General features: G+C 62.9%; 18 protein-coding genes. 14 read left to right on the forward strand and 4 right to left on the reverse strand.

All coding sequences use genetic code 11. The features are described 5' to 3' along the window. The 9 genes from HV675_RS28300 to HV675_RS28340 all read left to right on the forward strand — a co-directional run. On the forward strand, positions 1-870 hold an 870-nt coding region (locus HV675_RS28300; RefSeq protein WP_425496145.1), incomplete at its 5' end, for a glycoside hydrolase family 19 protein. An 11-nt stretch (positions 871-881) separates the two neighbouring features. Continuing rightward, a complete protein-coding gene (locus tag HV675_RS28305) occupies positions 882-1,364 on the forward strand; it encodes a hypothetical protein (protein ID WP_175114772.1) in 483 nt (160 codons plus the stop codon). A gap of 240 nt (positions 1,365-1,604) precedes the next feature. Next, positions 1,605-2,756 (forward strand): hypothetical protein, encoded by a 1,152-nt coding sequence (locus tag HV675_RS28310; RefSeq protein ID WP_246270607.1) that lies wholly within the window; start codon positions 1,605-1,607, stop codon positions 2,754-2,756. A 3-nt stretch (positions 2,757-2,759) separates the two neighbouring features. Beyond that, entirely contained in the window at positions 2,760-6,482 is a 3,723-nt protein-coding gene (locus HV675_RS28315) for an ImcF-related family protein (RefSeq protein ID WP_175114774.1), read from the forward strand. Beyond that, positions 6,482-8,086, forward strand: a complete 1,605-nt coding sequence (gene tssA, locus HV675_RS28320) for a type VI secretion system protein TssA (protein WP_175114775.1) — start codon at positions 6,482-6,484, stop codon at positions 8,084-8,086. Before HV675_RS28315 ends, tssA begins: the two co-directional genes overlap by 1 nt. Before the next feature lie 11 nt (positions 8,087-8,097). After that, positions 8,098-9,912, forward strand: coding sequence for a type VI secretion system baseplate subunit TssF (gene tssF / locus HV675_RS28325; protein ID WP_175114776.1), 1,815 nt, complete (start codon positions 8,098-8,100; stop codon positions 9,910-9,912). After that, positions 9,909-11,009, forward strand: a complete 1,101-nt coding sequence (gene tssG / locus HV675_RS28330; RefSeq protein WP_175114777.1) for a type VI secretion system baseplate subunit TssG — start codon at positions 9,909-9,911, stop codon at positions 11,007-11,009. Before tssF ends, tssG begins: the two co-directional genes overlap by 4 nt. A 34-nt stretch (positions 11,010-11,043) precedes the next feature. Next, positions 11,044-11,562 (forward strand): type VI secretion system lipoprotein TssJ, encoded by a 519-nt coding sequence (gene tssJ, locus HV675_RS28335; RefSeq protein WP_175114799.1) that lies wholly within the window; start codon positions 11,044-11,046, stop codon positions 11,560-11,562. Positions 11,563-11,946: 384 nt separating this feature from the next. Further along, a complete protein-coding gene (locus tag HV675_RS28340) occupies positions 11,947-12,420 on the forward strand; it encodes a cysteine hydrolase family protein (protein WP_175114778.1) in 474 nt (157 codons plus the stop codon). Between the two features lie 191 nt (positions 12,421-12,611). Here the strand turns inward: HV675_RS28340 and HV675_RS28345 are convergent, their stop codons facing one another. Beyond that, positions 12,612-12,929: a hypothetical protein gene (locus tag HV675_RS28345; protein ID WP_175114779.1), complete on the reverse strand. Its 318-nt coding sequence runs from the start codon at positions 12,927-12,929 to the stop codon at positions 12,612-12,614. Between the two features lie 62 nt (positions 12,930-12,991). Further along, positions 12,992-13,405 (reverse strand): organic hydroperoxide resistance protein, encoded by a 414-nt coding sequence (locus HV675_RS28350; protein WP_175114780.1) that lies wholly within the window; start codon positions 13,403-13,405, stop codon positions 12,992-12,994. A gap of 373 nt (positions 13,406-13,778) precedes the next feature. Here HV675_RS28350 and HV675_RS28355 point away from each other — a divergent pair, with 373 nt between their 5' ends. Then, a complete protein-coding gene (locus tag HV675_RS28355; RefSeq protein ID WP_377700787.1) occupies positions 13,779-14,198 on the forward strand; it encodes a MarR family winged helix-turn-helix transcriptional regulator in 420 nt (139 codons plus the stop codon). Between the two features lie 37 nt (positions 14,199-14,235). Here the strand turns inward: HV675_RS28355 and chrA are convergent, their stop codons facing one another. Beyond that, on the reverse strand, positions 14,236-15,471 hold the full coding sequence (gene chrA, locus HV675_RS28360) for a chromate efflux transporter (protein WP_175114782.1): 1,236 nt from the start codon (positions 15,469-15,471) through the stop codon (positions 14,236-14,238). A gap of 585 nt (positions 15,472-16,056) precedes the next feature. On the opposite strand from chrA, the gene HV675_RS28365 reads away from it, so the two are divergent. The 4 genes from HV675_RS28365 to HV675_RS28380 all read left to right on the forward strand — a co-directional run bounded on the left by HV675_RS28365 (position 16,057) and on the right by HV675_RS28380 (position 21,242). After that, positions 16,057-18,156 carry a phosphocholine-specific phospholipase C gene (locus HV675_RS28365; protein ID WP_175114783.1) on the forward strand — a complete coding sequence of 700 codons (2,100 nt, stop codon included), beginning with the start codon at positions 16,057-16,059 and terminating at the stop codon, positions 18,154-18,156. 72 nt (positions 18,157-18,228) lie between these two features. Next, positions 18,229-18,567, forward strand: a complete 339-nt coding sequence (locus tag HV675_RS28370) for a hypothetical protein (RefSeq protein ID WP_175114784.1) — start codon at positions 18,229-18,231, stop codon at positions 18,565-18,567. Positions 18,568-19,366: 799 nt separating this feature from the next. Next, positions 19,367-20,476 carry a winged helix-turn-helix domain-containing protein gene (locus HV675_RS28375; RefSeq protein ID WP_175114785.1) on the forward strand — a complete coding sequence of 370 codons (1,110 nt, stop codon included), beginning with the start codon at positions 19,367-19,369 and terminating at the stop codon, positions 20,474-20,476. Between the two features lie 148 nt (positions 20,477-20,624). Next, positions 20,625-21,242: a TetR/AcrR family transcriptional regulator gene (locus HV675_RS28380; protein ID WP_175114786.1), complete on the forward strand. Its 618-nt coding sequence runs from the start codon at positions 20,625-20,627 to the stop codon at positions 21,240-21,242. 166 nt (positions 21,243-21,408) lie between these two features. Here HV675_RS28380 and HV675_RS28385 read toward each other — a convergent pair whose 3' ends face one another. Then, complete coding sequence (locus tag HV675_RS28385; protein WP_175114787.1) at positions 21,409-21,759, reverse strand: hypothetical protein; 351 nt, start codon at positions 21,757-21,759, stop codon at positions 21,409-21,411.

Genomic DNA, 21,759 nt, shown 5'->3' on the forward strand with positions numbered 1-21,759 from the left:
ACGGGGAAGCGCGCGCAGTTCGAGGAAGAGCAGAAGCGCATCGACCGGCTTGCGTGGTGGGAGGAGGTGAGGGCGGCGTTGCCGGGGTTTCCGGGGGCGGAGGTTTTTCATGTTCATCCGATCGGGTTGGTCGGCAATTTCCTCGGACGCGCGTTCCATTTTACCTTGCCAATGATGAAACAACTTTTTCCAGGCGCTCGACCGGAGGATCTTCAAGGCGTGGCCGATGAACTTAACGCGCACATTGAATTTTACAAACTGGACTCTCCTCTCCGGAGAGCCCATTTCTTTGCTCAGGTCATGCAAGAGGTTGGTCCTTCATTCAGGTTGGAAGAGGGATTTGTATGGAAATCAAGTGCATTGATGATGTTCACTTATTTTAAGAAAAATCCCATGCAGGCTATAGCTCACGGATATGAAAAAGTGATATCACTCAAAGCTGACGGTACTCGAATGGTGCAGGAAGATTTTGAGGCTATTGCTAATGGCGCTTACGGCGGACGATCTGATCTGGGTAACGGAGATTATAAAAGCGGCGACGGTTGGAGGTACCGTGGGAGAGGTATGAAACAATTGACTGGACGCACGAATTATCGAGAGTTCACAAACTGGCACAAAAATCACCAAGGCGAATGGCCCGAAGATCGTGCAAATTTCGAAGAAGATCCTGATCTCGTGTCTCTACCGAAATATGCGGTTAGATCGGCGGCTTATTTTTGGGTGGCACACGAACTTCCGGCGATAGCTGATAAAGGCGCAACTGCAGATCAGGTAAACGCGATCACCAGGGTTGTTAATTCCAGGACTGATAGCTACGAGGCGCGGGTTGTCAATTTTCAAAAAATCAATATACGTGGAGATTTCAATTGACATGCAACAGGGTGAAGATGATGTCGCATTGTGCTATTTTTGCGATTTTGATTGGTTTGGCTGCAGGGGTAAATGCGGAAGAGGCCACATTGTGTCAGTCTCACGAAGAGATTTATTTTAGTTGCGCATCAGAAAATAAAATAATATCGCTTTGTGCGTCTGGGAATGTGTCTCCAGAAAACGGATATGTTCAATATCGTTTTGGCACGCCGGATCGAATTGAGCTGCAATTCCCGGATGCGCCTTATTCTCCAAGCAATCGCTTTTTAATTAGTGACATCGTTGGTGGGAATCTAAACTTTACGCACATAAAATTCAAAATTGACGGATACGATTATGTGATTTATCAAGGCTTTCCGAGTGGACTGTATGTAAAGAAAGGTGGCGGGTTTGTCAAGAATCTTGTTTGTGAACCGGGTGTTTATCAGCAATTGAATCGGCGAGTATATCGAGGAATTAAAACTGTGCCGCCAGTTGATGATATCGACGACTGAAACTAAAGCCCGCCGTCAATGTGATCAATCGAGGACGCTTGCCTTGCAAGCCGATATTGCATCGGCATCGCATAGCTATCACGTGCGGACGAACGAACGCACGCGCTGCGATACCGTCCTCCATGAGTCGTCCCAACGCTGCAACCTCACTAACCCATGCCTGTCGATTTCAACCGTATTCCTCCACCAATAGAGGTGCCTCCGCCACCGCAACCCTCAGCGATCATCTGGATCGTACTGTTGGCGCTCGTCCTCGGCGTCGGTGCGGGACTCACGATCATGGTTTGGCCGGCGGGCCGCCCCACGAACACGTTGTGGTTCTGGTTCTGCATCGCGGGTTATCCGTTTCTGGCGTGGGCGTTTTTACTGTGCGCCTGGCTTGGGTATGGCCACGCCCGTCGCAGTGAGGCGATCGCCGCCAACCGTGTCAGCGCCGAAGCGGAACAGGCGTGTCACGCGCTCGCGAGCAAGTCGTTGGCCATTCTCGGCCATGCATGGTGTTTTTCGGCAGACCACGCCGAAAACACGCTCGAAGAAATTCAGAAAGCAGTCGGACAACAAAAGCTTCGAGCGAGCGGCTCGGGCGCAAACTCGGATGTCGCGGCCCGCTGGCTCGAAATACCAGGCGCGCGCTTCGAACCCGGTAACGAACTGAACGAATCCGCACGTCACGCAGCCCTATGCGGTTGGCTTCTCGAGCATTTGACACATCGTTTGACGCCGCAACTCAACGCCTTGCCGCGCCATACCAAGCTCCAGATTGAGTTTCACGTGCAGTCGCGCATGAAGACCGCCGTCGTTGAAGCGCAACTGCGAGATTTCATCGCCGGGAAGGCGTGGGCAGGCAAGGTGAACGGCGAACCCTCCGTCGGACAAGGGCTTCCACTCTTCCGGACCGATGCCTGGCTCGACGCTCAGGACCCGAACGTCACCTATCTATTGATCGCAATCGAACTTCACGATGCGATCAGTACCGTCCTGCCTGACGGTGTCGCCGAGGCAGGCGTAGCGCTGCTTCTCGGGCATCCGCGCCTGAACTTATCGCCAACCTCATCCGCTTTGTGCTTGCACCGGCCGGCCAGAGATGTGCCAGGCAGCGCCGCCAACGCGATTGAACTTGCGGCACGTTGGGCGATGTCGTCCATAGAGCGCGTTCGTACCGTATGGACGCACGGACTGAAGGGTGAGCGGATGAGCACGGTTCGCCGAGCCACAAAGGCGGGAGACGACACCGCCTGGATGGCGCTCGAGACATCCATCGGCGATTGCTCGAAAGCTGGCCCGTGGCTAGCCCTCGCGCTCGCTGCTGAAAATGCCTGCATCACCGCCGATCCGCAACTTGTGCTGTGCGAGGAAGACGGCAACCTCGTCGCCGTCGTATGCAGGAAATAGCCAATGAGCAAGAACAACACTCAATCCGCCAGTCTCTATATCGGGATGGCGGCCTCACTTGTCTTCCTCTGCCTCGGCATTGCCGTATGGACGGAGGGCGCACGCTATGGATGGTCGCGCGATACGAAGATCATCATCGAGCTTTGCCTTTTGTCCATGCTGCTCCTGGCGATGCTGTTCGCCCAATATTTCGAGGCCGCTCTGCTGTTGATTGCCTCATTGAGAGCCGTTCGCTGGTTCACCCGCTACGATTCCGGCAAGCGTTCGGCGGCCATTGCCAACGGCCAGCAACTTGACGAGGACGCACAACGCGATCGTGCTATCGGTTTGCGCGACACCCTTCGCGACCGTCACGGCTGGCGCTGGCGCTATCGTGACCGCTGGGTGCTTATAGCCGGCGATGAACCCCTCGTCAGACGGCTCGCGCCGGACATCGCCGGCACGGGCTATGCAATCAGCGGCGACGCCGTCCTGCTGTACGCCAAACAAATCGGCGCCACGCTCGACACCCATTGGCTCGATCAGATCCGTCGCATGCGCCGCCGTCGCCCGGTTGACGCAATCGTGGTGGTGACGCGCACGCTCGGTTCCGCGAACGCTCCCGCTGAGGCCGACGATCTCGCCCATCGGCTCGCACGTTACGCACGCGCGCTGCGCTGGGCCGCACCCGCCTATATGTTGTATGCAACGGACGACGGCGGCGAAACAACGGGCCCGGATGAAGTCATCGGACTGACCTGGTCGAATGCGCGCGTGGACGCCGACCAGATCGGTCGTTCTCTGCAAGACCTCGTGAACAATCTCGCGGATAAGGGCGTCGTGCGTGTCTCCAACGATCATGTGGATCGCTATGCGGCCACGCTGTCGAAACATCTGTCAAAGCTGAATGCCTCGTTGCCGGCGGCGATCCTGAAGGTCGCCCGTTCCCGCTTCCACCGGCACGCCGTGCATGGACTGCTATTCGCACCGCTCTTCAAGGAGCGCGAGGCAGCCGCTCCGCCGGCCAACGAAGAAGCCGCCAAGCCAGCCGCCAAGGCAGCCGCGCCGGCCGCCACCCGGACAACTCACAGCGCCGAACCACGTCCTCCACGCGGCATCTGGCAAACCGTCGCCGAACATAGCGAGCAGGTCCGCGGGCGCCGCGTCGGCATTTCCGTAACGACCGCATCCGCATGGCTGACAACAGCCGTGTTCGGCTTATGGATCATGGGCATGGTCGTGTCCGGCGTTACCCAGCGCGCGACGCTGCGGACGTCCGAAGAGACGCTGGCCGAGCTTGAAGGCACGCAGGACCGCACACGGGCCGCGCTTGCCTTGAACACCCTCGACCAGCGGATCGACACGCTGGAAGCGCGCCAGCGCGAAGGCGCTCCATGGACCACGCGCTTCGCGCTCAATCGCGACGCTGCGTTGCTCGCCGCTCTGCGTCCCGCCTATGAAACCGCGGCACGACGGATCGTCGCCGACCCGCTGCGCAAAAAACTCGAAGAGCGGTTGCGCCAGCTCGCGTTGTTATCCGACGCGGAAATCGCGAGCGGCGGCGATGCGCAGGTCCAGGCGGCATACGACACGTTGAAAACCTATCTGATGCTGACGAAGCCTGAACTGGCCAATGCCGCATTCCTGACACCTCAACTGATCGCGACAGATGTCCCGGCGTACCCGCAAAACTCGACGCTTGCAGCGGGGGCGTGGGACGATCTCCGTCGCCATCTGCTCGCGTTCTACGCAACCCATCTGAGCTACGGCTCGCGAGGCACGGCGACGTCAACATCGACATCGACATCGCCGATCGCCGCGGACCCCACGCTTGTCGCGTCGACGCGCCAGACGATCATCGGCGTACGCGGCATCCGCAACTCGACCGACGCGATCTACCAGCAGATTCTCGACGACGCGAGGCCGAAGTACCCACCCGTGTCGCTAGCCGGCCTGCTCGGTGACGCCGCGCAGCAGGCTTCCTCAGGAACCTTAACAAGCCGCGGCCTCTTCAGCACGACAGTGACGATTCCCGGCATCTTCACGCGCGCCGCGTGGGACGAACGCATCTCGCAGGCGATCGACGGCGCCAGCGAGCAATATGACGTCAAGGCAGACTGGGTACTGTCGGACACGAAAGCGACTCCATCTGCGCCGTCGACGCTGAACGCCGAACTGCGCCAGCGCTATTTCGACGACTACGCGCGCGCCTGGGGGACGTTCCTGAACAGCGTGCGCTGGCAGCCCGCGTCCACGCTGTCGGGCACGGTCGATCAGCTGACGCTGCTGGGCGACGCGCAGCGTTCACCGCTCGTCGCGCTGATGAACGTGATCGTCTATCAGGCAGGCGCGGGCACGACGACACCCTCGCTGTCCGACACGCTGATCAGCAAGGCGCAGCATCTGGTCGGCGCCGGCGAAGCCAGCAACGGCACGTCTGTTGCCGCGCGCAACCGGATAAAACTACCTCGCGAGCCACACGCATCGTTGGCCGCCGTATTCGATCCGATCCTGCGCCTGACCGGCAGCGGCCCGCTTTCCGCGCCGCCGGCGGATAGCAACGGCGCCGCTCGGCTCAGCGCGACCGGCGATCTGAGCCTTGCGCGTTATCTCGAACGCGTGACCGCGATGCGCCTGAAGGTCCAGCAAATGGTCGCAAGCGCCGACCCGGACGCGATGTCGCGCATTGCCGCGCAAGCGGTGCTGCAAGGCAGGACGTCGGACATCGCGGACAGTCGCGACTACGCAAGCCGTCTCGCCGCCAGCCTCGGCGAACCATGGGCGGGCTTCGGCAATCTCTTTGAAGCGCCAATGGATCAAACCTGGCAAGTCGTGGTCCAGCCGGCCGCATCGAGCTTGAACGAAATCTGGCGCAGCGCGATCGTCACGGACTGGAATCGCACCTTCGCCGGCCGCTACCCGTTCGCCGATTCCGACAACGACGCGTCGTTGCCTGACATGGCGCGCTTCATGCGCGTCGACAATGGCGTGATCGCCCAGTTCGTCAGCACGCAGCTGGCGGGCGTCGTCGAACGCCAGGGCGACCGCTGGGTCGCGACGCAGGGGGCAAATCAAGGTGCAAATCAGGCGGCACACCGCGGCGCAAACCATGCTGCGCTGACGCTCGACCCGGACTTCCTCACGTCGCTGAACAAGCTCACGCGCGTATCGACCGTCCTGTTCCCGTCCGGCGATGCACATGTGCGCTACGAATTGCGCGCCGTCCCGACACCTGGAATCACCGACACGACATTCGTGCTATCCGGCCGCGAGCTGCACTATTTCAATCAGAAGGAAGAATGGGTGCCGTTCGAATGGCCCGGTCAATCGCTCGAAAACCGGTCGCATATCGAATGGCAAACCGAGCAGGGCGGTTTGCGCTCGGCGCTCGACACGCAAGGCCGCTTCGGCTTGATCCGTCTGCTCGAGCGTGCAACCGTGTCGCAACAGGACAACGCGCGCTACCTGCTGTCGTGGACACCGGACTCGAGCCTCGGTATCACGCTGCGCGTGCAGTTGCGCAGCGAAGCAGGCGCGGGCCCGCTCGATGCGCTCGCGCTGCGTCACTTCACGTTGCCGTCACGCATCTTCGTGACGAACACGGCGAAGACCGCCGCGAATACCGCCACAGCGAGGCCGGCGAAACTTGCCGCTATCAGCCCGCCGCCTTTGCCGCCCGAGGCGCTCACGGCGGCGAGGCATGGCACGACGCCATTGCCCGGCAGCCTTGTACCGGAGGCCCGATAATGCTCTCCGGCCTGCTCAAGCATCTCTTTCCCGCACGCGACGCCGAACAGTTGTCACGCGCCCGCCTCAGCGCATGGGACGCATGGCTGCAACCGTTCGCAAGCAACAGCGAAAGCAGCGACGGTGGCGCCGCTGCCGGTCGCGACCCCGGCTACGAAGACGCCTTCTTCGAACTGAAGGACGAAGCCGGCAAACTTTCCGGTATCGACGACGCGTCGATCATCCGCTTGTGCGAGCAGTTGACGAAGGAGACCGGCAAGGACCTGCGCGTCGCCGGCTACTACACGTTGGCCAGGTTGCGTCGCGATGGCCCCGCCGGATTCGCGGACGGTCTCGAACTGACGGCGGCGCTGGTCGACCGCTTCGACGAAGCGATCCTGCCCGCGCGTGCCGAGGCAAAGAAGGGCGCACTCGACATGCTGGCCACAACCCGCATGCTCGATCTGCTGGAAAGCCGCGGCGAGTTTGCCCCGGCCGATCTCGAACGCGCGATCGCGGCGCTCGATGGGCTCGTCGCCCGCACCGGCGCATGGTCCGATGCTGCCCGCCCGAACCTGCAACCGCTTGTCGCGCGCTTCGATCGCAACGAAGAACCGGTGCGCAGTGCCGACACGGAACCCGTGTCGTCGCAGCTTCACACGCAAGCGGCACAACCGGGCGCGTGCGCGATCACGTCGACGCGCGATCTGTTGGAACAGGCCCGAATCATGACCGCGTGGCTGCGCAACGAGGAAAACGGATATCTGCCGTCCGTGCGCATTGCGCGCAGCGTTCGCTGGGACACCGTGCACGACATCCCGCCCGCCGATGCGAGCGCCCGCACGCGGCTTGTTGCGCCGCGCGGCGAGCAGCGCCAGCAGCTCAAACGCCTCGTGCTGCAAAAGCAGTGGCACACGCTGCTCGAACGCGTGGAAGGCGCTTTCATGGAAGGCGCCAATCATCTCTGGCTCGATCTTCAGTATTTCCAGCACGTCGCACTCGACCATATCGGCGCGCCGTACGCCATGTGGCGCGAACTGCTACGCGCCGACTTCGCGCTGTTCCTTGAACGGCTGTCAGGCATCGAACGCCTCGCCTTTACCGACGGCACGCCGTTCGCGGACGACACCACGCTCGAATGGATCGCACATCACGCGGTCGTGCGCGATCTCGAAGCCGGCGAGAGCGTCGCGCCGTGGCCGGTCGCGGCGAATCGCGATGACGGTGCGGCCGGCGACTGGCTGGAGATCGAGGCGCAGGCGCGCGACCTGGCCGGCCGCGAAGATGTCGAGACGGCGTTCGGCTGGCTCGAATCGCTGCCCGGACTGAAGAACGACCGTCATCGGTATCTGCAACGGCTGGTGATGGCACGCGTTGCCGACCATGCGGGCCGCGCCGAAATGGCGCTCGCACTGCTTGCCGAACTCGATGGCTTATCCGCAACGCTGCCGCTTGCGCGCTGGGAGCCCGCGCTGGTATTCGACGTGAAGCAGCAACGTCTGCGGGCCCTGCAGGCGATGAACCGCCGCAAGGACGCCGACAAGCCGGCGCTGGCCCGCCGCATCAGCGAGTTGCAAGCCGAGCTGACCGTGCTCGATCCCGCTCGCGCGCTCACCCTGTCATAGCGGAACTTACGATGGAACACGACGATCCGATCCTGCGCTACTACGAAGCGCAGATGCGCTACCTGCGCGAGGCCGGCAAGGAATTCGCGAAGGCGCATCCCGACCGCGCGCGCATGCTGAATCTCGACCGCGTCGGCGACCGCGATCCGTATGTCGAGCGTTTGCACGAAGGCTTTGCCTTTCTGACCGGCCGTCTGCAGCAAAAGCTCGACGACGAATTGCCGGAGCTCACCGAAGGCCTCGTGAGCCTGTTGTGGCCGCACTACCTGCGGATGATCCCGTCCTTGTCGGTGGTTGAACTCACGCCGCCGGCCGAAAAGCTGCAACAGACCGAGACGGTGCCCGCGGGTGTGCCCGTGCGCTCGGCGCCGATCGCCGTTGCGCGGCCGGCCGGCGCGGACAGCATCGCGCCGAAGATCGTCCACTGCCTGTATCGCACGACGCAGCCGGTCATGCTGCAGCCGCTCGCGCTGACGCATGCGAGTCCGCTGGTGCGCCACGACGGCCGCTCGATCATTCGGCTCGGGTTCGCGCTGCACCATTCGTCGCGGCGCGCCGACACCGATCTGTCGCGGCTGCGCGTGTATCTGAACGCGGATCTGCCGACCGCGTTCGCGATGCATCTCGCGTTGACGCGCGATGTCGACACCGTGATGTGGCGCATTCCCGAAGTGCGCGATGGCGAACCACGACCGCTTGCCGGCGTGACGCTCGAGCCCGCCGGCTTCTCGGCGGAGGAACGCTTATGGCCGACGGGCGACGCTGCGTTTTCCGGGTATCAACTGCTGCTCGAATACTTCACGTTTCGCGAGAAATTCCTGTTCGTCGATCTGTGCGGGCTCGATATCGCGAAGCTGCCCGAAGGCTCGACCCGTTTCGAACTCGATATGGTCCTCAAGCACGCGTATCCGTCAGACCAGCCGTTCAGTGCTGAAAACGTGCGGCTTTTCTGCACGCCGGTGATCAATCTGTTCGCGCTCGATGCCGAGCCGGTCACGGTCGATCATCACGAAACGGAGTATCGCGTGGTCCCGGCCGGCCATCATGGCGAGCATGTCGAGACTTTTTCGGTCGATGCAGTCGGGTCGTTCGATCACGAGACCGCGCAACGCTACGAATACGTACCGTTCGCGACGTTCCGGCATCGCGGCGGCATGTTGCGGCATGAGGCGCCCGAACGTTATTTTCATACCCGCGTGCGGCCGGGCGTCAGCGGCTTGCACGAAACCTGGCTCATTCTCGGTGGCCACGCGTGGGAAACCATGGAGGCGCTGCCGGAAGAAAGCCTGTCGCTGCGCGTGACCGGCACGAACGGCATGCTGCCGCGCAAGGGCTTGCGCGAGGCGAGCATCTGCGATCTCGCGCAAAGCACACCGAATGTCGCGGGGGTGCGCAATCTCGTCGCGCCGACCCTGCCGCTGCATCCACCGACCGGCGATCGCTTCCAGTGGCGCGTGCTGTCGCATCTGGCGCCGAATTTTCTGTCACTGATGGACGCCGAGGTGTTGCGCGGCGCGCTCGCGCTGTACGACTGGACTGACGACGAGTTGAACCGGCGGCGTCTCGCCGGCATTTTGTGGGTGTCGCAGACACTGCTCGAAGAGGTGTCGGGCGGCGCAGTCGAGCGCGGCGTGCTGATCGAGGTGACGCTCGATGCGCATGCATTCGCAGGCGAAGGCGACGTGCTGTTGTTCGGCGAACTGCTGCATCGCTTCTTTGCGCTTTACGCGGAACTCAACCTGTTCACGAAGCTGTCGCTCGTGAGCCTGCCGTCGCGGACACGCACAGACTGGCCGCGCAGCAAGGCGCAGCGAGGGGCGCTATGAAGCCGGTCGAGACGCCTGCGCAAGAGCAGTTGGCCGTGTCTGCGCTGGTCGCGTCGCTGCTCGCGCACGCGCCGCGCATGAGCTTCATGCAGTTGCTGCGGCTGTTCGAGGCGCGCTCGCCATCGCATCCGGGGTTCGGCACGCGCGACACCGCGCAGCACGAGCCCGTGCGCTTCAGGCCGCGGCCGAGACTCGGCTTCCCGGCGGGCGAGGTCGCCGTAGTCGAATTCGATGACAAAGACGACCGCGCGCCGCCGACCATCCGGACCACTTTTATGGGCTTGTACGGCGTGGACGCCGTCGTCCCGTCGCATATGGTCGACGAAATTGCGCTGCGCGAAGAGGGACATGAGGCGGTCGAGGCGTTTCTCGACCAGTTCAATCACCGCTTCGTCACGCTGCTGTATCGCGCGTGGAAAAAATATCGATATCCCGAGAGTTTTCGCGCGGGCGGCGTCGACGCGCATTCGCGCAACCTGCTGTGTCTGGCCGGCTTCGGGTGGGGCGACAAGCCGGCGCGCGCGGGCTTGCCCGCGTCACGGATGCTCGCTTTGCTCGGCCTGCTGGTGCAGCGCACGCGCACGCCGGAAGGGCTTGCCGGTGTGATCGCGCTGGCGGCGCCGGGCGTCGGGGTGCGGGTCGACGAGTTCTGGCCGGTCGCTGCGCATGCCGGCGCGCCAACGCCGTTGACGTCGTCGGCGGCGCGGGCGCGCGGCGGTCGCGGGCTCGGCGGCGGTTACGTACTGGGCCAGCGCGTGATTTACCGCAGCCGCGCAGTGTGCGCGACGCTGTGTCCCGCCGACGCGCGGCAGGTGAGCGACCTGCTGCCGGGCGCCGCGCTGCATCGCGAGTTGCTTGCGTATGTGCGGTTATACGTCGGCGTCAAGGCTGACGTGCATCTGCGTATGGCAATTCCATCGAAGCTTGCGCCACGGCCGGTTATCGGTCCGCCCACCGGCTTCGGGATTCCCGCGCGGCTGGGCTGGACGACCGTGCTGCCGTCTGGCGGCGAACGCATCATCAACATTGCGCTCGGCGTGTGCGAAGCCTTTCCGGCGCCCGCGCCGAACCCCTATTGGAGTGCACATCATGCGTAATCGTCGCAGCAGTCCGTTTCTTCGTGCCGCCGCAATGGCCTGCATGGGGAGTGTCGCGCTATCGGGCTGCGGTGCGTGGCAGGCGGTGTCGGACACTTCGTCGAATGCGTATCGCGCAGTGTTCTTCACGCAGGTGAAGACGCTTGACGTCGACCTGACGACGCGTGCGTCGTTGAACCCTGACGATACCGGCCGCGCGACGTCCGTCGCGGTGCGCGTCTATCAACTCAAGGATCGCCAGATGTTTGACCGCGCGTCGTACGATGATCTGCTGAAAAATGACCGGAGCGTGCTCGCGCAGGATTTGCAAGCGAGCATGTCGTCGGTGTTGAATCCCGCTGCATCCGCCAGTCTTTCCCAGCCGATGAAGCCCGATACCGGGTATGTTGCGGTTGCCATATTCTTCCGCGAGCCTGGCAGCGGCGACGGCTGGAAATATGTGATCGAAAAGAAAAAGCTTGATGCGCAAAGGCCGTTGAAGCTTGTGCTGGTCGATCGGTCGGTTACTGTCGCTGGCGACGCTGCGCGCAACGTCGATAGCCGGGCACATTGAGCGCATTGGATGTCCGGGAAGGAAACAGTCGGTGTCGGCGAGTCGCGTTGCGGATGGACTGGCAGTCGGATGGCTGTCAATGGCCAGCTGCGGGAGGTTGCGGGCAGTTGCGGGACGCCGCCGGCTCTCACGGACTTTTTCCCGGCAGCGTGAGACCATGCCATCCGCTTTCTTCGAGATGCCGGACACGACTGCGCGAGGGCGGATAGTGGCCCATCGGGCAACCCTATGCATGGGGCGGTGCGTGCGTCATCATGCAGGTCGACAGAAGATCGGATGTTGTCGCTCGTATCGTGTTTCCGGCCCAGCCGCTGCCTCTCCATCGGCGCCGGGCCGGCTGCAGGCACGGTGAATACCGTGGAAAAGCGCTTCAGGAAGCCACTCATGCAGGACATTCTGCTTATCGTCGATGTACAGCCGTCGTTCGCGCCGCCCGACTGGCTCGTGGCCGGCATTCGCGCGTTGGCGAAACGGATGCCGTCGGTCGCGACCGTCGAGCGTCACGACGAAAGCCGCACGCCGTTCGAACGGCAACTGGGCTGGCATCCCGCGCGCGACGATGAAAGTCTCGTCGCAACCGAAGCGGTGTTTATCAAGCACGGCTATCTGCCGCCGCGCGAAATGCTCGACTATCTCGCCACGCGCGCACCTCAGCGCGTGCTGGTTTGCGGAATGCAAACGGAGACCTGTTTGCTTGCCGCTGGTTTTATGTTGTTCGACGCCGGGCTGAGCCCGACTCTGGTCGCCGATCTGACCGTGGGTTCATCGCTCGACCGGACGGGGGAACTGGGTGTGTCGCTTTGGCGCCATCACTTCAGGCAGGTCACGACGGTCGCGCAACTGGGTGAGCAGCCTTAGCGCGTTGGCGGCGCCCCGTTGTGCACAGATGACAGGCGGCCGTCGCATACCGGTTTATCAATACGGATTCCAGATTAAAAAGCGAGGTATGACGGCCGTGCCGTCAACCTCGCTATCCGTCCATCGTTCTTTTACAGCGCCGCGCAGAACGCAGGCAGCGCGTGCCGCGATCCGCCGCCAGCGCGCGCCGATCAATGGTGCGCGAACAGCCCGTGCTGCCACGGCGTCAACGTCAGATTCCGGCGTGTATCGGCTTGCGAGCTGCCGGCGCTCACGCCGCCGTACGCTTGTTGCGCATTGTTCGAGTCGCTCGAATCGTTCTCATCGTCGGACGCCATCGTCGTGGCGGGTGCATCTGCGCGGGCCGCAGGCTGAGGCACCGGCCGCGTGTCGCTCACGGACGGCCGGTAAAACGGCGCCGGGCCGTAGTTGCTGGCGAAAGCGGGCGCGGCGACCGAAGCAAGCGTGGCGGATGCGGCGAGCAGAACGGCAACAAGCGAGGTCTTCATGATGATCTCCAAGGGTGCAAGCAAGGCAACAGGGGCAAAAGGGCAGCGAGCGGCAAGGGCGCTCAGACCACGTTGATCGCGACGTCGATATTTCCGCGCGTGGCCTTCGAGTACGGGCACAACTGATGGGCGCGGTCGACGACCGTGCGAGCGACGTCCGGTGCGAGACCCGGCAGGCTGACGTTCAGGCGCGCCTGCAGGAAAAACGCGTCATCGGTGGTGCCGAGGTCGACTTCCGCGTCGACGGCGAGGTCCTGCGGCAACACCACTTTCAGCGCGGCGGCGGCGCGTCCCATCGCGCCGATAAAGCAGGCGGACCAGCCCGCCGCGAACAGTTGTTCCGGGTTGGTGCCCGTGCCGGTGCCGGGCCGCGAGAGCTGAATGTCGAGATTGCCATCCGAGCTGCGCGATGAGCCGTTGCGGCCGCCGGTGGTGTGCGTTTTGCCGGTATACAACACGTTTTCGATGCGCGACATGGAAAATATCCTTATGAAATAACAAGTTAGAGTCCGGGTTCGCAATTTAGATCGTATGCGATTGAATCGGATGCGTGAATCATTGTCGATGAAAGGAGCCATGTCAAGCACTTTCGATTAAATCGCATCCGATGTATATTTCGTGATGACGCGGCTGACTGGATGAATGCCGCCAAGGATGAAAATGAAGACTTCACGTTCCAGCAGCACCAACGTGGCAGAAAAGCCGCGTTCGCCAGCGCCCCGCAAAGCGGCCGCGAGGACAGCGAATGCAACGAATGCAGCGGCCGACAAGCCGGCCCGCAAACCTGCACAAATAGACGGACAGGCCGGCGGCCGCTCCGTCGACGCGGCGGAGTCGTCCTCGCGGGGGCTGGCCGACTACCTGTGTTTCGCGATCTATTCGGCCAATCTGGCGTTCGGTCGTGCGTACCGGCCGATCCTCGACGAACTCGGCCTGACGTATACGCAATACATCACGATCATCGTGTTGTCGGAGACCGGCAGCGTGACGGTCAGTGCGCTCGGTGAAAAGCTGTTTCTCGAGTCGAACACGCTGACGCCGATCCTGAAGAAGCTCGAAACGATGGGCTATCTGCGGCGGCAGCGCGACCCGACGGACGAGCGTCAGGTGCTGGTTACGCTGACGGATGCCGGTCGCGATCTGCGCGAAAACAGATTCGGCCGCAACCTGGTTGCGGCGACCGGGCTGAATGGCGACGATTTCCCCAAGCTGCTGAAGGCAGTGGCCACGTTGCGGGACAACCTGCTCAAGTCCGCGCACCGGGAATGACACCCCGGCGGGCGTTGCTGCCGGCGGCGCTCGTCGTTCAGTGAAGCGCGGCCGTTGCGACGCCTGCCAGGACGCACAGCGCGACGACTGCGAGCGGCGGCGCATGCCAGCGGACCAGCAGGATAAAGCCGAGCGCGGCGACGGCGAAGTCGACCGGCGTGTGCACCGCGCCGGTCCAGACCGGCGAGTAGAGCGCGGTGGCGAGCAGACCGACCACGGCCGCATTGACGCCCGCCAGCGCCGCCGCCGTCGCGGGCCGTGCGCGCAACGATTGCCACCATGGCAACGCGGCCAGCACGAGCAACATGCCGGGCAGAAAGATCGCGACGGTCGCCATGAGTGCGCCCGCCCAATGGTTCGGCGGCGACGACATCATCCACCCGAGGTACGCGGCGAACGTAAACAGCGGACCCGGCACCGCCTGGGCCGCGCCATAGCCAGCCAGAAAGTCGTTCGGCGCAATCCAGCCGGTGGCGACCGTTTGCTGTTGCAGAAGCGGCAGCACGACATGGCCGCCGCCGAATACAAGCGCACCTGAGCGATAGAACGCGTCGAACACACGCAGGGCCTGGCCGCCGTGGATCCGTGCGAGCACGGGCAGTCCGAGCAGCAGTACGGCAAAAAGCAGCAGCGCGATCACGCCTGCCGGGCGAGCGACGCGCAGTGGGAGCTCCGATGCCGGCTCAGCCGCATCCGCTGACGCCAGCGTGCGGCATAACGCGAAACCGAGCAGCGCGCCCAGTACGATCGAGATCAATTGCGCGTAAGCCGTATTCAACAGGCTGAGCGTCGCGATCGCACACAGCGCGATGGCCGCGCGCCGGCGATCCGGACACAAGCGGCGCGCCATGTCCGATACCGCTTGCGCGACGACCGCTACCGCAACGAGCTTCAGCCCATGCACGAGACCGTCGCTAAGCGCACCCGCGAGATGCGGCGCGAGTACGGCGAAGGCAAGCAGCAGCATCGCCGACGGCAGCGTGAAGCCGCACCACGCGGCGATCGCGCCGAGCCATCCGGCGCGTAGCAGTCCGATCGAAAAGCCGACCTGACTGCTGGTCGGGCCGGGCAGGAACTGGCAGACGCCAAGCAGCTCCGAATAGCGCTGTTCGTCCAGCCAGTTGCGCTTCGCGACGAACTCACGACGAAAGTAGCCCAGATGCGCGATCGGACCGCCGAAGCTGGTGAGCCCGAGCCGCAGGAATACGGCGAACACTTCGAAGGCGGCGCGCAGACGACTGCGCGGCTGGGGGGAAGGCCGAAGGCTGTTCATGCATCAATGGGCTGGCGTGTGCCATGCAGAGTGGGCACGCCATGATGCCTGAAAGGCGCCGTGCGAGCCGGCAGGCTCGCATCGGGAACCACGCACGTGAAGCACCGTGCGACGCGACAAGCGACACGCACGAGTCCGCTCGCGAACCGCCTGTCGACTCACGAACATCGCGAACAGTATTACCCGCGCGTATGAACGCCGCGTGTCACACGCGCGATCCGCGAACTGCGCATGACCCGCGAGATCGCGCGCGGCGTTCAGCTACTCACGCGTAGCAGCATTCGTGATGAATGTGCACCAGGGAAAGCACCTCGCGATTGATCGCAACGCATTTCAGACACCGAATGTCGCCTTCGTCGATGCGACTTGCATGCAGAACGAAGCATTCCTCAGGTGGTAAACCGAATCAGCACAAGCACTTGCGGTTTAACCGCGCAAAACGGCTTATCCAGGAATGCTAATCACAATCGGGAAGGACACCTGCAATTGCGCAAACGCTTGCCACAAGCGAGTCATTTTTCTCGACCAGGCTTGCCGATGGTTTTCGCGCCGTCCCCCTCCCACCTCTCTGAATGATTGATCAATATGACTTCAAATAGCCGTCGTGATTTCCTGCGTGCGGCTGCGCAAGCCGCTGGCGCAGCCACCGCTCTTGGCGCCGTCCCCGTCGGTATCCGCAATGCATTGGCGATTCCCGCGCACAATGCGTCCGGCACGATCGCGGACGTCGAGCATATCGTCGTCTTCATGCAGGAGAACCGTTCTTTCGATAACTACTTCGGCACGCTGCGCGGCGTGCGCGGCTTCGGCGACACGCGCCCGATTCCGCTTTCCACCGGCAAGCCGGTGTTCTACCAGCCGGCTCCGAATGCGGACGGCTATGTGTTGCCGTTCCGTCCGAATCTGCCGAACCTCGGCCTGCAATTCGTGCAGGATCTCGATCACAGCTGGATCGGCACGCATGCGGCATGGAACAACGGCCGCTACGATCAGTGGGTGCCCGCGAAGGGCGCGACCACGATGTTCTACATGACGCGCGAGGACATGCCGTTTCACTACAACCTTGCCGACGCGTTCACGATTTGCGACGCGTACCACTGCTCGGCGATGACGCCGACCGATCCGAACCGGTACTACATGTGGACCGGCTGGGTGGGCAACGACGGCAACGGCGGCGGCCCGGTGATCGACAATGCGGAAGCCGGCTATTCGTGGGGCACGTTCCCGGAGAAGCTGCAGGCGGCCGGCATTTCGTGGAAGGTCTATCAGGACGTGGGCAATGGCCTGAACGCCGCGGGCGCGTGGGGCTGGACCGACAACCCGTTTATCGGCAATTTCGGCGACACGTCGCTGCTGTATTTCAAGCAGTACCAGAACGCCCAGCCGGGCAACCCGCTGTATGAAGCGGCGCGCACCGGCACCAATGTGCTGCAAGGCGGCGGATATTTCGACATCCTGCGTAAAGACGTGCAGAACAACGCGCTGCCGCAGGTGTCGTACATCGTTGCGCCCGAGGCGTTTTCCGAGCACGGCAACTGGCCGCCGAATTACGGCGCGTGGTATGTCGACCAGGTGCTGCAGGCGCTGACGTCGAATCCGGAAGTCTGGAGCAAGACCGTGCTGCTCATCACGTACGACGAGAATGACGGGCTGTTCGATCATATGCCGCCGCCGTACGCATCGTCGACGCCGGACACCGGCCGCTCGACCGTATCGACCGCCAACGAGTTCTATGCGGGGGCGGGCGACAATCAGCCCGGCCCGTACGGCCTCGGGCCGCGCGTGCCGATGCTGGTCGTCTCGCCGTGGTCGAAGGGCGGCTACGTGTGCTCGGAAGTGTTCGACCACACGTCGGTGATCCGCTTCATCCAGACGCGCTTCGGCCGCGGCAACAGTCTGAACGAGCCGAACGTTACGCCGTGGCGCCGTGCGGTTTGCGGCGACCTGACGTCGGCGTTCGACTTCCGCAATCCGAATCGCCATGTGCCGCCGTTGCCGGCCACGTCGTTCCCGGCGGACCAGAACCGCCATCCGGACGTCGTGCCCGCCGTGCCGGGCGCGCAGTCGCTGCCGAAGCAGGAGCCGGGCGTGCGTCCCGCGCGCGCGCTCGACTACGAGTTCTTCGTGCGCGGCGACGTGAACGGGCAGGGCAATGCATTCCACCTGCACATCACGAACACCGGCCGGCTCGGCGCGACCTTCCTCGTCTACTCCGGCAATGCGCAAGACCTGCCGCGCAGCTATACGGTCGAAGCGGGCAAGGATCTCGCCGATCAACTGATGCTCGCCGCCGGTGGCAGCTATGACTTTTCGGTGCATGGGCCGAATGGCTTCCTGCGCCGTTTCGTCGGCAAGGTCGATGCGAGCGGGCGGCATCAGAGCGGCAGTGTGCAGATCGCCGACGGTTACGACGTCGCGAACGGCAATCTGCAGTTGCGCCTGAAGAACGAAAGCCGCGACGCGTGCACGTTCCATATCTCGAGCGCGTATGCATCGTCGCGGATCGACGGTTCGCTGCGGGTGCGCGGCAACGACGCGAATACCGTGATGGTCGATCTGCGCCAGTCATATGGCTGGTACGACCTGACGATCACGGTCGACGCCGACAGCAACGCGCAATGGCGCATCGCCGGCCATGTCGAGACGGGGCGCGACAGCATGTCGGACCCGGCGCTCGGCAGCTGACGGTTGCGGTAGGTGCAATCAACCGGTGCGCGATGCGTAACGATGCGCGCCGGTCGTGCAGGCATGGAATGTTTGTGTAAACCATCAGCCGGCGCCTCGCAGCGCGGTTCGACCGCCCGGCGCCGGCTGATTTTCGATTGCGAGGAGACGACTCTGCTGAACTCGATCATCAAACGGCGTGCGGCTGCCGTCGTCATCATGTGCGCGTTGCTCGGCGCATGCAGCGACAGCAGCGACACGACGTCCGCACAAGCCGCGTCGGACCCTTCCGGCGCCGCGTCGCAAGACACGGCAGCCGCCGGCAACGCCAACGGCACGCCGACCGGTTTGCCGCCCCCGCCGTGGGCGATGTCCTCACCCCAGGCAGCGTCAGACGGGCTGCGTCCGCCGGTGATCCACACGGTCGAGTAGTTCCGCGTCGCTGCCTTCGTTTCTTCGTGACGTCAGTCGGCCGTGCTGGCCATTTGGCGTGCGATCCCGCTGCCTGCGATCTGCTTGCAGCGCTTCCCTTTCATGCACGGTTGCCGCGTGCTGCGCCCATGTCACGCGGCGCGGCGCGCGCACCCGGCCAGCGTGCCTTCGTCATCTCGCGTACCCGGTGCGTCCGTGCAAACAGGCCGGCATCGGGCAGCCGCCGCTACATCGCCGCTTCGGTGCGGACCTGTTTGCGCAACTTTTACACCGTACGCGAAAAATTGTCCGTGAATGGCGGAACGAATTCCCGGTGATGCATATGTGCCATGCCAGTCACGGATTGAGCAACTCTGGAATATTCTCGTCGCATGGGTTGTTATGGAAATGGCAACTCCCTTTTTAGAAAATGCGCGTTTTCAGGTTTGAAAACGCCGATGCGACCAGCGACATTTCGTGCAGTCGAGTGGTAGGCCCGCAGAAAGCTTGGGCGAGCATGCTGATCGCGAGGTCTGAATTTTCCAATTTTGGAAGTTTGTGTTTCCTTTATTGTGTCGTTCACGAAAGTTGCGGACCCGGTTTGGCTGGTGGGTCGCTGCACCTGATCGGGATGTACGGTACGCTTGAGTACTCACTCAGTACGCTGGACAGCACGCAGCATAAGGGCCGGCAAGCGGCGCATGCCGGACCGGTATGAACATGATGCGGATGTCCAGAGGGTTACTTTGCGTCGAATGCGACGCTTACGACCGGAGGCGCGCCGCTTGAAGGGCTTCGTCGACAAGGCCATCGCGCATTTATGGGAAATATCGCAAAAATATTGATTGTCGAGTGGGATACGTCTGGCGCTGAACGCTTGTGGAACGAGGTTCGGCTGGCAGGCCATGAACCACTCGCCGCGTTCTCGGTCGAGCGGGCGGCGACGCTGATCGAACAGGAACGTCCGCAGGCCATTCTGTTGCGCTGGAAATTGCCGGACGCATCCGGTCTGTCGCTTATCAACGATTTGCGCACGCATGCGGCAACGAGCCGGATGCCGATCATCGTGCTCGGCGAAGAAGGTGCGGGCGAGGACGAATGTATCCGCGCGCTCGAGGCTGGCGCGGACGACTACGTCAAAAGACCGTTCGGCATTCGCGAAGTGATCGCGCGTATCCAGGTCGTGCTGCGGCCGATCGAGTATCGCGAGGTGCGGCGCCGCGTGTCGGTCGAAACGCTGACGATGGATTTCGACGCGCGCCGCGCGTTCGCGCGCATCGGCAATGAAGCAGCGGAAACCGAGCTCCAGTTGGGGCCGACGTGCTACAGGCTGCTGCGCTTTTTTGTCGAGAATCCGTACAAGGTGCTATCGCGCAAAGACATTATCGATAACGTCTGGTTTGGCTCGTCGGTCAAGGAAGGCATTGTCGACGTGTACATCAAGTCGTTGAGGGAAACGCTGGCGCCGCTGCAACAGAGCCTCGTGATCGAGACGGTGCGCGGCGCCGGGTTTCGCCTGTCTTCGGTCGTCGTTGTGCCGCAGCAGGTCGAGCCGATGCAGCGCGTAGCGCAGCCGGCTTCACTACCCGCTGCACAACCGTCCTCCCAGCCGTCTTCACATCCGGTTCCGCTGCATGCGCAGCAGCCAAGGCCGGCGCCGCAGCCGCTGTCACAGTCCGACAGGCTGCCGGCCGCAGCGCAACCACGCAAACGCCCGGCGACCGACGATCGTCATGCCACCGCGCTGCGCAATCCGCCCGTGCTGGTATCCGATCTGAGCGCGGCGGTCGAAAAGATCCGTCATTTGCAGGCGTTGCTGCAAAGAAAGACCGAAGAAAACCGGGTGCTGCGCGATGCGGTCGACGCGACGAAGCCGGTGTCGGCGGGCGGCCTTGCGCCGCTCGTGGAGAAGAGCAAGAGATATCGATGAAAATTAACTAACAAAAACGATACATCAACATAACGATCTGTCGAGTCGGGTTGTCGTTGTCGAAATGCATTTGTCACGTGGCTAACAACCGGTTGCATTAGAATCCACCGGCTTGATTAAGAAATTGGCCCCTTCCTATAATGCATGCATGACAGATACGACCGCCACAGCGCCATCCAGAGCCCGGGGACGTCCTCGCGAATTCGATATCGAAACGGCGCTCGACAAGGCCGTGACGGTCTTTTGCGAGCGCGGTTTTCACGCCACCTCGATCGTCGATTTGACCGACGCGATGGAACTTGCGTCCGGCAGCGTCTATAAGGCGTTCAAAGACAAGCAATCGGTTTTTCTCGCCGCGTTTGACAGGCTGCTGGCCACGCGCAATGAGGTTCTGCGGCGTTTTGCCGAAGCGGACGGGACGGCACGGGACCGGGTTCATCAGGTGTTGATGTTTTATGCGGATGTATCGTCGGGCGCGATGGGCAAGCGAGGCTGCATGCTGACCGGCAGCGCCATGGCGCTCGGCACGTTCGATGCGGATGTGGCGCAGCGTGTGACGGCTGGCTTGCGCATGGTCGAAACGCTGCTCGTCCAACTGATCCGCGTGGGGCAGAAAGACGGTTCGATTTCGAAGCGCGTCGATTGCGACGCAACCGCGCGGCTGATGCTGTGCACCGTGCACGGCATGCGTGTGATCGGCAAGACCGGCCGCCAGCGCGCGCAGATGCGGCAGACGGCGGATATTGCAATGAAGCTGCTCGATTGACCGAACAGGGCCGCCGCGTTTGACGTACGGCTTGCCGCGACGCAAGCCTCGCGAGGCCGGCTCGCGCTATTTCCACGCTCTCCATGCCCGCGCGCTCCGCGTCGAGCGGTTGCGGCCGGCATCGCATCCCGGCAACGCTAGACCCATGCAATGCGGCCGGTGCCCGTCACTTGAGCCACTTGCGGACATCCTGTTCCCATTCCGGATCGCCGCAGCCCGAAGGATTTTCCGGCCCGAGCACCGTGATATAGCCGCGTGTTTTCATGCACGACTCGTAGGCGCGCACCTGCGTACAGCGGTCGGCGCCCGCGTTGTGCGAGACGGTTTTGCACGCGGCGATCGAGCGGTCCATCGGAGCGAAATCGAGATCGTCGGCGCGTGACAGCGAAGGCGCGTCCGCGCCCGTCAGCGAAAATTCCACAGGTGCGCTGCTCGAACAGGCGGCGAGCGAAACGGCCGCGAGCGCGGCGAGTGCGGCGGCGCCGCGTGTGAAAAACGAACCGCGTGGCTGGGTCAT

Origin of the sequence: Paraburkholderia solisilvae (assembly GCF_902859875.1) — a bacterium.
Taxonomy (GTDB): Bacteria; Pseudomonadota; Gammaproteobacteria; order Burkholderiales; family Burkholderiaceae; genus Paraburkholderia; species Paraburkholderia solisilvae.

What these genes read in the sequence shown, in the direction of transcription:
- HV675_RS28315 (WP_175114774.1), top strand. Translation starts at nt 2,760, where the DNA reads ATGAGCAAGAACAACACTCAATCCGCCAGTCTCTATATCGGGATGGCG.
- tssA (WP_175114775.1), top strand. Translation starts at nt 6,482, where the DNA reads ATGCTCTCCGGCCTGCTCAAGCATCTCTTTCCCGCACGCGACGCCGAA.
- tssF (WP_175114776.1), top strand. Translation starts at nt 8,098, where the DNA reads ATGGAACACGACGATCCGATCCTGCGCTACTACGAAGCGCAGATGCGC.
- tssG (WP_175114777.1), top strand. Translation starts at nt 9,909, where the DNA reads ATGAAGCCGGTCGAGACGCCTGCGCAAGAGCAGTTGGCCGTGTCTGCG.
- tssJ (WP_175114799.1), top strand. Translation starts at nt 11,044, where the DNA reads ATGGCCTGCATGGGGAGTGTCGCGCTATCGGGCTGCGGTGCGTGGCAG.
- HV675_RS28340 (WP_175114778.1), top strand. Translation starts at nt 11,947, where the DNA reads ATGCAGGACATTCTGCTTATCGTCGATGTACAGCCGTCGTTCGCGCCG.
- HV675_RS28345 (WP_175114779.1), bottom strand. Translation starts at nt 12,929, where the DNA reads ATGAAGACCTCGCTTGTTGCCGTTCTGCTCGCCGCATCCGCCACGCTT.
- HV675_RS28350 (WP_175114780.1), bottom strand. Translation starts at nt 13,405, where the DNA reads ATGTCGCGCATCGAAAACGTGTTGTATACCGGCAAAACGCACACCACC.
- chrA (WP_175114782.1), bottom strand. Translation starts at nt 15,471, where the DNA reads ATGAACAGCCTTCGGCCTTCCCCCCAGCCGCGCAGTCGTCTGCGCGCC.
- HV675_RS28365 (WP_175114783.1), top strand. Translation starts at nt 16,057, where the DNA reads ATGACTTCAAATAGCCGTCGTGATTTCCTGCGTGCGGCTGCGCAAGCC.
- HV675_RS28375 (WP_175114785.1), top strand. Translation starts at nt 19,367, where the DNA reads ATGGGAAATATCGCAAAAATATTGATTGTCGAGTGGGATACGTCTGGC.
- HV675_RS28380 (WP_175114786.1), top strand. Translation starts at nt 20,625, where the DNA reads ATGACAGATACGACCGCCACAGCGCCATCCAGAGCCCGGGGACGTCCT.
- HV675_RS28385 (WP_175114787.1), bottom strand. Translation starts at nt 21,759, where the DNA reads ATGACCCAGCCACGCGGTTCGTTTTTCACACGCGGCGCCGCCGCACTC.